The sequence below is a fragment of the Cellulophaga sp. BC115SP genome, assembly GCF_009905545.1.
GTDB classification, from domain to species: domain Bacteria; phylum Bacteroidota; class Bacteroidia; order Cytophagales; family Spirosomataceae; genus Flectobacillus; species Flectobacillus rivi.
The window spans coordinates 1-11,299 of record NZ_JAAALB010000080.1; the positions used below are offsets into that span (position 1 = coordinate 1).

The following is an 11,299-nucleotide window of genomic DNA, read 5'->3' on the forward strand; positions in this document are numbered from 1 at the left end:
ATCCTTGCTCTGCCTGATTCTACCATTGAAGCTCTATTCACAGACCAATACGGACAGCCTAAGCCAATCACGGTTTATAAATAAGTACTATTTGATAACGCCACTACAGCTACGAAATATCGTGGCTGACCGTATGAGATATGATTCACTACTGGTTCGATACAATGCCCTCGTTCGTAATAATCAAACAGTTATTGAGCCAGCCATAGATGCTGCCACCCAATCATTCGACCTAGCAGACCAGAACGCACGAGACTATTCGAAAATCATTAAGCTAGATACCAAAACCATCAAGAATCAGAAGTTTCAAATCATTTGGCTCAAAGTTAGAACTCCATTACTAGGAGCTGCCTTGTTCTACTTAGGAAACAAGTCGGTGACATGGGGATGGAAATTTTGATAGCAAATGTTTAGACCAGGGAATGACTGCAGCTCACATTTTATCAAATTTTGATAGCAAAAATTCTATCGGCGCTCATTGCTCAGCTCCTGAAGCTCAAAAAAATGATAGCAAAATTTTACCCGCTTTCGCTGGATCAGTTACCAAGAACGAAGTCGACATCATAAAATTGATAGCAAAATGGTATAGAGCTGCCAACTTCACAACAGGGAAAAGGGTATGTTTTGCTATCAAAATTTCTCAAACACTAAACCTATAAATATGAATGACATAATTGGCACAGTCGGCAACCTTGTGGGAGGTCTATTTGGTAGTCAGTCACAAGACAACACTACCGATTTATCCATACAAGGAACAAAATATGATGGGATAGCCTATCAAAAAGAAGTCGAACATAACAAAAAGCTTACAACATATCTTCTCATTGCTTTTGCCATAGGAATCACAGTTTTAAGCGTATCACTTTTCAAAAGGAAATAATATGGCAAACATCGCAGATATTGGAAACATCATTAGTTCTGGCATATCATCATTGGGCAGCGCAGTCAAAAGCGTTTTCCAAGTCACAGAAACAGGCAAAACCAATAGGACTCAATTAGAAACCGATGCAGAAAAATACGGTAGTGATTCCGCTTACGCATCGAGTGTAACAGTTCAGCAAGGGAAAACGATAAGAGTCTTACTTATCTCCATAAGTGCTATTTTTCTTGCCTTTCTAACATTTAAACTTGTTAGACCCAATCAATAGCCTATGAAAAAGTTTATAGCAATTGCCATCATGATAGCAGCAATAATAGTTGCTTATTTTCTCAGCAAAACCCCGAAGAATATCTCCAGCTCAACGGCAAGTAATCAGATAGATGATTCAGACACGAAACAGTACTCAAGCAGTAGCCAAACCAATAACGATGCTGGTAACAGCTCTAACAGTAGTAGTTCTAGCAACACACAAAACAATGGTACAGGCACAAATCCTGACATAGTAGATACCAGCAAGTTTTATGATTATTGGACTGAGAAAGGAGAATACATTTACCTAAGAAAAGGAGGCAAAACAGTAGTAGGAAGCTATGCAGTAGGTTTCTTAAAGGATGGTAGAATAGTTTACACACATTATCTCAACGAAGGGACTCCTGAAGAGAATATGCAGTATAGTTTGTCTCCAGAGTATTTGCTTGTTTATTGAAAAAAAAGGGAGTCTATGTAATGTAGGCTCCTGTTTTTGTTTTATTGTGATTTAGAGTTGTATGGCATTTTATTAACCTAAGTCAATAAAATAAGAGTATACTCTTATTTTCAATATTAACTGTATATACGCCATGAAATTTAATTATATTGCTTGTGGAAGCCCATTAAATATAATGATAAGGCGAGACAATAGTTACAATGTATTTTAAACCTTTTAACAAGAAAACATGAGTAGTATTCTGATTTTAGGAGCAGGTGCTTCAATACCATTTTATAACCCAAGACTTTCAACAGAATATTTGACAACAGTTATATCTGATCAGGACAGGTGGAACAATATTGTTGAAAGATACACAGGAATAATGGGGCCAGATACAGATATGGTTAATACCCAAACTGTCCTAGAAGTATTGAACGAAATTAGTATAGTACACCCAAATTACCATTTTGAACAAATAATTGAAATTTATGATAAAATTTGTTCTTTTAATTTTAATCCTCAACCTAATTCAAAGATATTGCACGACATTTTACTATATTATGGTGCGACTTCTCCAAATTTAGGAGATCATGTTTGGTCTTGTGTTCCTTTTTTATTCAGACAAATAATAACGGAAGAAGTTGCCCGACTACACTTGAATCATAAAGTGGAAACATATAATCAACTTACAGAATCACAAACAAACTTCGTTTCTTCAATATCTGAAGATCAATCAATAAATATTTTCACTCTAAACTATGACGAAATAATACTTGACGCTATTCAAAATTTAAATTTTACAACTGGTTTTGATGATAATGGTCGTTTTAATGTTAACGCTTTTCTTTTAGCTAAAAAAACTATTTCATTTCCGCACGGACATTCAAGGCTAACGTTTGACAGTAACGGTATATTATATCACACAAACAGCCAACTTGCGAACGAATGCAGACTAGATAGAATTGGCGCATACGATGGGCAACAAACAAAATATTTGACTGAAAATGCTTATTCTTATTCTTTCAATACGTTTATTTCTACTGGACAGCAAAAAGAACCAACGTTTGATGTTAATCCATATTCAACCTACTATCAAAAATTTGCAAGTGATTGTTTAAAAGCAAATAAAATTTATGTGGTGGGCTATTCGTTTTCAGACCCACATTTCAACAGAATGTTGATGAATTTTTTGGTAATATCACCTACAAACAAAATTATTATCGTAGACTATTTACCAGATCAAATCCAAATTGTTAATGAGTTTACAAACGGTAGAAGTCTAATTTATAAGATTTTTAATCTGTTAGGTATTAACTCCATTGCTATGGACACAAATTTACAAGAAAGGGAGCAAAACTTAAATGAAAATGGTTTTGCAGAAATTTATACACAAATAGTTCTTTACAAAAAAGGATATGATAACTTCTTAAACGAATTTAATGAGATAGATATTTGACAAACAAATAAGGAAAACTTATTTGTAATAATTGAGCATTAGCGGGTTTCAGAAAAGATGATAAAATATCATAGGCGCCCTTCTCAAAATATTGTAGAATCGTTTACACCCATTATCTCGATGAAGAAACTTATGAGGATATAATCTGTTACACTTTATTAATGCTCTATTTATTTACTAGATTTTATAATAAAAGGGAGTCTATTTGATAATTATAGACTCCCTTTTATTATTGATTCTATCATATAGACTTCCAAAATCGTTTGTAGCTTATTTTCAAAAAACTTCTTTAGGTTGCTTTAAACATAATTAGATTTCTTGTTTGATAAGTACATTTTTAGATAAATGAATTTTAAAACAGCTATTAGTCTTATTTAAATATCCTCTTGTCGAATGGAAATTTATCAATACTTGTAACTGTTATTTTAGCGAAGTCTCTATGATTCGGATTAATAAGCACATTATAGTCTCCTTTTGTAACTACGGACGGTATCATTAACACGCAGTATTCATTTTCTGTTACAAAATCTCTCCCTATGTACTGAGTAGAAGTAGGATGTGGAAATTCTTGCCAGTCCACGGGTAAATCATCTTCTGTTAGATGCTTAATTTCTATGTCGTCAGGAATCTCAATGGTTAGCATCATGTAATCTTCTGGTAAAGTTGCCAAAGTGAGGTGAACAGCAACTTCCGCCATTGCTAAAGACCTATTTTGAGCTGTATAAATCAACTCTATGCCTCTAGGATTCCATCGTGCCCCGTACAGAGCTGCCCCTTTACCTGATAATGGTGTTGCATATTTTTCCCTTGCAAGTCTAAATACCTTCATCTATACAAAAATTCCGTGATTGATTCGGTTAAGTTCATTGATAACCATTTCCTTACCGTAAGAGTCTTTTAGTAATTCTATAGGTTTTAAATTTCCTAAGGCATAACTTGGTGTATTAAGCCAAAGTTTGAGTTTTTCGATATTACCAAATACGTCAAGCCCCACTTTTGTCACTTCTGCCATTTCTATTATTTTTTCAGAATGAATTGGTTTAAAGTGATGTTCAGGAGAGGTTCTGTATCTCTGTAGAGATTTTGTTGATATGTCGAGGACATCTGCCCAATCATTCACTGAAAATGGAGTATAGTCCTGAATTAAATCAAACAGAGAATAGGGAATACCTGTTCTAATAGCAAATATGATAAGCATTTTATCTTCCAAGAATGTTTCATAAGTGATATTCTGTTTGCTATGCACGTCAATTTTACTTGCTTTGAAAAAGGAAGCGATTTCCCTATCAAGTTTCCCTTCAATTTTATCTATTGCAGTCATCATAATTTTCCATTTTGGACATTTGTCTATAAATATAGGACAATTATCCAAATAAAACAAATCTATTGTGGTTAGATTATTTCGTAAATGTTTCATTTTACAAATAGTTTAGTGTGTGGTTCTAAAAATAGAACTACACACAATTATTTACTGTATCTTTTCAATCGACCAACAACGGAGTACCTATATTTTAGATAATTATAAAGCTTTATTATCAAAATCAATAGACTTTGACAAAGTATCAGATATAATCCTTTATTAGTTCGTTATTGAGTACTTGTTCGAAAAAACCAAACCGTGCATATACAATTGGTAAAAAATGTATATTGATTCTGGATAATAAAGTTTGAAACATATTTAAAATCTTCACCTGCAATAAATATTGACAGAATAGGAACTACTAAATTTGACTATATTCGCTAATATTAAGAATAACAATATTATTAATCAGAAATAAGCAAATAATAATTTAAGAAAAGGTTGAGATGAAATAATTAATCTATAATATAGAATTGTTTACCTACTTTAAGGTAAAAACCTCAAACACTTAATAGATAAGATTGTAAATATGGAACACTTAAACTCATACTATACTATAGAGAAACATCTTGAAGAGACAGCTAAAGTTAACCCAACATTTAAGGTGCTTGACTCAATATGGCAACTCAACAAAAGAAATCTTTCGACAGCATTAGCCAATGTCAATCAATACTATCCACATTACAGCCTTCACGAAAAGAGTCATTCAAATACTATAGTTAGCAATATTGAGTCATTTCTTGGAGAGGAGAGAATAAAAAAGTTAAGTCCAACAAATGCTTGGCTTATCTTGATGGCTTCATTTACACACGACTTGGGCATGGTTGTTTTTCAAGATTTAGTTGAAAAGGAATGGGAATCTGACGACTTTCAAACCTTTCTTAAAGAAATTAGCGAGTGGGAAGATGAAGCCATGAGTGAAAGTGGAAACATATTGTTACAGATTCAAGAATTATCAAAAAACAATAGTAATGAAATCAAGTGGCTTTCTAACTTAACACCGATTAAAGTAAAAAACGCTTTAACTCTCGCTGTAGCTGAGTATATTAGGCGAGTCCATCATAAGAGAAGTGCGGATATTTTAAGAGGAGCTGATAAGCTATTTTACGACGTAGCAAAGGCTTTTTACTCTGATCAAATACCTCAAAGGTTAATGAATATTCTTGGAGAGGTTGCATATCTTCATGGAGTTGATTTCTATGAAATTTTCAGTAAGCTAGATTATGAGTCCAACGGTATTTCAAGCGATAAAATCAATCCACGATTTGTTGCATCGCTACTTAGGTTAGGAGATTTATTGGATGTAGATGATAAAAGATTCAATTCGTTTACTGACAAGGTTTTTAAAAGCCCTCAAACAACAAAATTTCATCAACAAAAACATTCATCTATAAGACATTTACTGATTACACCTGAAAATATTGAAATTACGGCTGATTGCCCTAATGAAGAGGTTTATAGACTAACTAGAAATTGGTTTGATTGGCTCGAAGAAGAAGTTGAAAAACAAGGCAAGGAATGGTCAAACATAGCACCCAGTGATTTAGGTGGGTCAGCTCCAAGGATTGGTAAAGGGAAAATAAAAGTATATTATAACAATAGCCTTACAGATGATAATTTGTTAAACCTTCGTTTTCAAGTTTCAAATAATAAGATTTTTGAAATCTTAGAAGGCTCATCAATATATGAAAAAGCGGAATTCACTTTCATAAGAGAGTTAGTGCAAAATGCTCTAGACGCTTCCAAAATTCAACTTTGGACAGAAATTGAAAATGGAACCTTCGATTTTGTATTTCATTCGCATTTTGGAGAAAAAAAGCTTTCGAATGCTCAAATAATCGAAAAAATAAAATTCCCGACAGATATTCCAGAAAGTTTAGTTGAAAGTTTTGAAGTTAAACTCTCGGTTAATTGGACTGATGAATCCAAAACTGCTATAGTATTTACAGTTGAAGATAATGGAACGGGTATATCTAATTCTGATCTCCTTAGAATGACGAGTAAGGTTGGAGAGAGTAGGAAAAAAAATAAACTTTATACAAATATGTTAGGTAGAATCCCTTTTTGGCTAAAACCAACTGGGGCTTTTGGATTAGGGTTACAATCCGTTTTTATAGTTTCAGATACTTTTATAGTTCAAACAAAATCGGAGGGAGAAGAATCTAAAGAAATTATTTTTAGATCTGCGAAGAAAGGCAAATACTCCTCTATTACTAATCATAAACCTACAATGGGGAGAGGAACAAAAGTGATTGTTCAAATTCCACAAGCAAAGTTTCCACAAGTCTTCGGAAGATCTTTTAATTGGGATGTTATCATGAATTATGATTATTTTACAGATGAGCATAAAAGTATATATATACCGAAAATTCAAAACTATATATATGAAATATTAAAATACATTAATACTTTACAAGTTGATTTTTTTGATAAGAATTTATTTAAAACAATCAAAGAGAAAGAAAAGCTGGAGTACCAGAAAGCTGAGATATCAGAAGACCAGAAAATTCAATGTCGTTTAGCATTAAAAGATAAAAACCTCTATTTTGAATATTATGAAAGAGTAATCGGCTCTGAATTTGTATTGTGTTTTCATGCTGATACAAAAATCGATATTGATAATAATTGGGCAACATACCAAACGAAGTTCCTTGTAAGAGATATTCCAGTAGAAGATAAAACAATTAGTTATTACAAACTAAAATATGCTAGACTGATTTGGAATTTTATGAGTCCTGAATCAGATAAAATCTTGAGTTTAACAAGAGAGAAATTCATTACGAAAAATAAATCAGAGATAGAAAAAAAATTTTTAGATTCGATTGTTCCAAAGGCTATTGAATTAGCAGAATCTACATTACTTGAATCCAAGGATAAGGTTTTGTCTCATTTTAAGGAAGAAAGGTACAGTCTAGCCTATGATTATTTCAAGCTTTTATTGTCGAAAAGTATTAATGGTATTAAGGGCCAAAATATGGATTCTGATTTTATAGGAGAATTTACTTTACCAAGAGAATTAATAACAAACTGGGACGATAATCCTGTTAAAATTATTGATTTCTTCAATGCTAAGAATTTTATAGTATCAAAATTTGAAAAAAAATATTTTCAAGAGACTCAAACGAACAAAATAAAAAAACTATTAAAGGATGAAGCTAATTATAGTGACACCGAAACCTTAATAGTCTGGAATAATGATTTTTTTTCTAAATATTTATTATACAAATACAATATCAAAGAAATTTACTTTTATGTAGAAGGTTTAGTCCTAGTTTTGACAGAGGAGACCGAGTCAATTGAAGTTAAATCTGGTATAGATCTCTATTTTAAAAATCTATTCGGAAACTCAGGTTTGATGAAAAGAGGATTGTATTATGCAGTTAATGAATATAAAGAACAGTTATCTGTCGAGAATAGCTATGCCAGTGGATTTGAAATATTTCCCTTTTTATCAAACCTATCTATTATTTCTCCATTTAGAGATTTGGATGAATATAAAACATTCAAGTTTAGAATAGAACATTCAACAGATATTTCAAACAGAATGAATGTAGAAAATATTTTAACTGATAGTTTATTATCAGAATATATTTCAGATACCTTGATTGATTGGGTTATTGAAAATAAGCCTAAGGGCTCTAATCCTAGAGACAGACGAAGTGTACTAGATGGTTATAAAAACCTTATTATTGATGCACTAATGAGTGATATTAGTAGTACAACTTCAAATGATGAAACCATTACATAGAATCTAGCCCGATAAAATATCGGGCTAAAAGTTACAAATAATTCTTATTATAAAAACTCTCAACCGCCTCAGCCATCTCCTCAGTCATTTCCTCAAATTTCCCCCATGCTGGTTCTAGTCCTGATTCGTTATACCAATCTTGACAGTTCTTACTATAGGATGGTTTCCAGTTTGTTATTTCTTGGTCGAGTTTATCTCTGATATTTTGTGAAGCATTGCTGCTATCTAAACCCAAAATATTAAATAGTGCTTGCGCTTCATAGTAATGAAGCTTTAGCCTTTTTAATCCATTCTTCTTTATTTTAATTAGCTCTGGACTAACCAAGAAGCAATTGGTATAAAGTGTAGCAACTACCAAAGCTGGTTCAATTGTTACAGACTTCTGGACTCGAAAATGTGCTTTAATCAATTGATATTGACGATAACTAATAATTCTGAGAACCTGATACTCATACAGGTCAATGTCGAGATAAATAAGATTAATCATTGGTTGAGTTCGTTTGCTACTTCAATAAATTGACAGAATCCCGTGATAGCTTTCTTAAGCTTTTTATTTTCAATCTGTAGTTCTTGTATTTCGTTGTTAGACATGTGTCGGTGTGCGTTGTAGGTCTGCCTAAGCCCTTGTAATTCCTCTGTTTTCTCTTTGTAGTCTCGTAAGATAAATTCAAAGACAGATTGCCCCGTTTTGATATTTTCTTTCTGCATGACTTGATTCATGATTTCAACCAAGTCTGCATTTTCATTGTTGTCTAACCCACGTAGGGTCATTGTTGAGAATTGTTTCATTTGGATAGGATTAAAAAGATGATGACTAAAAATGCGGTAAATACGTTTGCGACGGTCTCTGCCAGCAGTTCAACTTCTAGGTGTTCTTTGATTCTTTTCATTTTTAGAGAAGCTTGTGAGCTTTGTTTTTGCAGTTGGCTTTGTGCGTAAGTTGAATGTTGTAATTAATCACTACAAGAATGTATTCGCAACTATCAACTTCTATCAGAGATATTCCATGTTGAATTTGTTGATAGGGTAGAATATGTCTGTATTTAATAGGAGGTGATTCTCTTTGTGAAAAAGCCACCACTGCCAGTAGAATGAGTACTCCGATAATCGAGGTCTTTTTAATTTGAAATTTCATTTTGCTATCAATTTAGAGTGGGCTTTTGCCTGAGTAGTGTTAGATCGGTGTGAGCTGCTTTGAATTTTGCTATCAAAATTTGATAAAAAGCGTGCTGCATCAATCCCCTGGTCTTTTAATTTGCTATCAAAATTGTGAGCGTCCGAAATTGGCAGACGCTCAATTCCTTCGTTTAGCTATTTGATGCCGTAGATTTGACGTTTTTTCGCTTCAAATTCCTCTCTGGTTCTTTGCTGTCTCTCAATACGAGCCTCTTTGGCTTGTCTGGCTTCTTCGTGGGTTGGTGTTATCGCAGGTAGTGGAACATCTGCTATTTTATTGTTAAAATTTGTTCCATCATAACTTGGGAATCGAACCTTAACACAATCCTTAAAATAGCCGTCAATTCGTTCCTGTGGGACTGTGTTTGATTTAGAAAGGGTCAACATATACTCGCATAGATGTTCGTAGTTTTTGAAGAAATTATAATTACGTGGTAGCTTCACATTAGCAAGTTCTTCTTTGTACTTTTTACCTCTGGTTTGCTTGTCTGGAAACTGTGCATACAATACCGCTTCAAAGTTAGGGTTTTGCTTCGCTTCAACGCATCTGACATGGGTATCAAAAAGCTTATTGAGAATACTATTGATTATGGGGTGCTTCATTATCTTATCAGAGCCATTGAAGCCTTGAGGGGAGATTGTTAGGAATGGAGTGGTGTCAGGGTTCAAAACGCTGTAAAAGTCGATTCTAAGGCATCTAAACACGTACCCTTTTGTAAATAGCATGGTAAGCTTTTGGCAAAGTACATAGACCTTATCTTCGTTCTCACGGTGGTTATTCAGCATAGAGTATCCAACCATTTCCTGTGCTGAATTCTGAGTGGGGTCTAACTGAATCACCCAATAGAAGCTTGATTCTTGTTTGTTACCATAAAGTTTGCGTGGTGCGATACTAGCGAATTGGCTTTGAGGAATCTGAAAGTTTGACATTGTTTTGTGAGTTTAGTTTTGAGCAAAGAATTCCCATTCAGGCAGGGGCGTCCTATCTGTTATTCTGTTAGGGAACAGTAATAAAAATCTAAAAAAAACACGTTAAGAGTTATTCTAACTAAAATGTTATGCTACTATGATTAACAAGAAATGTTAGAATAACATAATGAATAACTATGGAATAACAGAGCGCGACTCTGAAAAAAAACTGCTAAAGTACAGGCAATATTTACCCACCCTAACACAAAATTATGTTTGGAAAAAAGTGCATAAATTCCCCTGTTAGCTACGCAGGCAGAATTAACGAGTCGCTATATACGTGATTGTCTAGGATGAATCCATAAACGGAATTTTTAAAGATGAAAGGTTACTTACAAAAGGCTTACGCCTAGTTCAACACAGGGAATCGAACCCACTTACCAAGGATACTTTCTTGATAAAGCCAACAATGTTGAAATAAACACCCAACCCAAGCGAGTCGGGTGTTTATGATGCTCTCTCTAAACTTACTTCATTGTGGGTGCTACCATTCGATAGCCCGCAATATCTTTTTTATAATGGTACTCATATCGTGGGTCAACTTTCACGAGCGAGCCGTCAGTCAATAACAATTGTTGCATAGAATAACCCGAATAAGCAATCCTCTGGATTTTACTAGACAGGTCAACTTCTTTTAGTTCCTCTTTTCTCTCCTCAATTATCTCTTCTAAATCAATCTGCTTTACTACGTTTTTTCGTGGCTCAGGCTTTATTGGAGAAGCTATTCTTGCAGGCTTTTTTCTAGGGTTCAAAATCGAGTCAAGCACGTAATAGGGATGCTCAAATTGTCGGTCAGGTGCTAGAATTATTACCATCAAATCGTAACAGTCCATTACATTAATTTTACAAGTATCAAGCTTGTAATTTTCATGGAAAACCCTAGGATTCAACCCTATCTCCTTTAGTTTTAGCCTAAAAGATTCTTGTTGATTAGCATCCATGATGTCATAGACTTTGTTGAGGATATTCGGACGTTTCATAGGTTTAAGGAATCTTGTCAGTGGCTCTTTCGTAGAGCCACA

The 11,299-nt window shown here is 33.6% G+C and carries 13 protein-coding genes; 6 read left to right on the forward strand and 7 right to left on the reverse strand.

Annotated elements, in window-relative coordinates; translation table 11 throughout:
• From GVN22_RS25910 to GVN22_RS25930, 5 genes are all read left to right on the forward strand, one after another.
• A partial coding sequence (locus GVN22_RS25910) for a hypothetical protein (RefSeq protein ID WP_205691044.1) occupies positions 1-400 on the forward strand: 400 nt, incomplete at its 5' end.
• A 261-nt stretch (positions 401-661) separates the two neighbouring features.
• Positions 662-880 (forward strand): hypothetical protein, encoded by a 219-nt coding sequence (locus tag GVN22_RS25915; protein ID WP_166553917.1) that lies wholly within the window; start codon positions 662-664, stop codon positions 878-880.
• Between the two features lies 1 nt (position 881).
• Positions 882-1,148, forward strand: a complete 267-nt coding sequence (locus GVN22_RS25920) for a hypothetical protein (RefSeq protein ID WP_166553918.1) — start codon at positions 882-884, stop codon at positions 1,146-1,148.
• Between the two features lie 3 nt (positions 1,149-1,151).
• On the forward strand, positions 1,152-1,586 hold the full coding sequence (locus GVN22_RS25925; RefSeq protein WP_166553919.1) for a hypothetical protein: 435 nt from the start codon (positions 1,152-1,154) through the stop codon (positions 1,584-1,586).
• A 229-nt stretch (positions 1,587-1,815) separates the two neighbouring features.
• The gene (locus tag GVN22_RS25930) at positions 1,816-3,024 is read left to right on the forward strand and encodes an SIR2 family protein (RefSeq protein WP_166553920.1); all 1,209 of its coding nucleotides are present in this window, start codon (positions 1,816-1,818) and stop codon (positions 3,022-3,024) included.
• 370 nt (positions 3,025-3,394) lie between these two features.
• On the opposite strand, the gene GVN22_RS25935 is transcribed toward GVN22_RS25930, so the two are convergent.
• Both GVN22_RS25935 and GVN22_RS25940 read right to left on the reverse strand, forming a co-directional pair.
• Complete coding sequence (locus GVN22_RS25935) at positions 3,395-3,853, reverse strand: RES family NAD+ phosphorylase (RefSeq protein WP_166553921.1); 459 nt, start codon at positions 3,851-3,853, stop codon at positions 3,395-3,397.
• A complete protein-coding gene (locus GVN22_RS25940) occupies positions 3,854-4,441 on the reverse strand; it encodes an antitoxin Xre/MbcA/ParS toxin-binding domain-containing protein (RefSeq protein WP_240915782.1) in 588 nt (195 codons plus the stop codon).
• A gap of 472 nt (positions 4,442-4,913) precedes the next feature.
• Between GVN22_RS25940 and GVN22_RS25945 the strand changes: the two genes are divergently transcribed.
• The gene (locus GVN22_RS25945; protein ID WP_166553922.1) at positions 4,914-8,132 is read left to right on the forward strand and encodes an ATP-binding protein; all 3,219 of its coding nucleotides are present in this window, start codon (positions 4,914-4,916) and stop codon (positions 8,130-8,132) included.
• Positions 8,133-8,163: 31 nt separating this feature from the next.
• On the opposite strand, the gene GVN22_RS25950 is transcribed toward GVN22_RS25945, so the two are convergent.
• The 5 genes from GVN22_RS25950 to GVN22_RS25970 form a co-directional block, all read right to left on the reverse strand.
• Positions 8,164-8,619, reverse strand: a complete 456-nt coding sequence (locus tag GVN22_RS25950) for a hypothetical protein (protein WP_166553923.1) — start codon at positions 8,617-8,619, stop codon at positions 8,164-8,166.
• On the reverse strand, positions 8,616-8,921 hold the full coding sequence (locus GVN22_RS25955) for a hypothetical protein (RefSeq protein ID WP_166553924.1): 306 nt from the start codon (positions 8,919-8,921) through the stop codon (positions 8,616-8,618). Before GVN22_RS25955 ends, GVN22_RS25950 begins: the two co-directional genes overlap by 4 nt.
• 103 nt (positions 8,922-9,024) lie before the next feature.
• A complete protein-coding gene (locus GVN22_RS25960) occupies positions 9,025-9,267 on the reverse strand; it encodes a hypothetical protein (RefSeq protein ID WP_166553925.1) in 243 nt (80 codons plus the stop codon).
• A 176-nt stretch (positions 9,268-9,443) separates the two neighbouring features.
• Entirely contained in the window at positions 9,444-10,238 is a 795-nt protein-coding gene (locus tag GVN22_RS25965; protein ID WP_166553926.1) for a hypothetical protein, read from the reverse strand.
• Between the two features lie 506 nt (positions 10,239-10,744).
• The coding region (locus GVN22_RS25970) for a hypothetical protein (protein WP_205691045.1) at positions 10,745-11,299 on the reverse strand (555 nt) is incomplete at its 5' end.

Excerpts from the sequence above, each read along its gene's own strand:
- GVN22_RS25945 (WP_166553922.1), top strand. The coding sequence starts at position 4,914 with ATGGAACACTTAAACTCATACTATACTATAGAGAAACATCTTGAAGAG.
- GVN22_RS25920 (WP_166553918.1), top strand. The coding sequence starts at position 882 with ATGGCAAACATCGCAGATATTGGAAACATCATTAGTTCTGGCATATCA.
- GVN22_RS25940 (WP_240915782.1), bottom strand. The coding sequence starts at position 4,441 with ATGAAACATTTACGAAATAATCTAACCACAATAGATTTGTTTTATTTG.
- GVN22_RS25950 (WP_166553923.1), bottom strand. The coding sequence starts at position 8,619 with ATGATTAATCTTATTTATCTCGACATTGACCTGTATGAGTATCAGGTT.
- GVN22_RS25960 (WP_166553925.1), bottom strand. The coding sequence starts at position 9,267 with ATGAAATTTCAAATTAAAAAGACCTCGATTATCGGAGTACTCATTCTA.
- GVN22_RS25915 (WP_166553917.1), top strand. The coding sequence starts at position 662 with ATGAATGACATAATTGGCACAGTCGGCAACCTTGTGGGAGGTCTATTT.
- GVN22_RS25935 (WP_166553921.1), bottom strand. The coding sequence starts at position 3,853 with ATGAAGGTATTTAGACTTGCAAGGGAAAAATATGCAACACCATTATCA.
- GVN22_RS25930 (WP_166553920.1), top strand. The coding sequence starts at position 1,816 with ATGAGTAGTATTCTGATTTTAGGAGCAGGTGCTTCAATACCATTTTAT.
- GVN22_RS25925 (WP_166553919.1), top strand. The coding sequence starts at position 1,152 with ATGAAAAAGTTTATAGCAATTGCCATCATGATAGCAGCAATAATAGTT.
- GVN22_RS25965 (WP_166553926.1), bottom strand. The coding sequence starts at position 10,238 with ATGTCAAACTTTCAGATTCCTCAAAGCCAATTCGCTAGTATCGCACCA.
- GVN22_RS25955 (WP_166553924.1), bottom strand. The coding sequence starts at position 8,921 with ATGAAACAATTCTCAACAATGACCCTACGTGGGTTAGACAACAATGAA.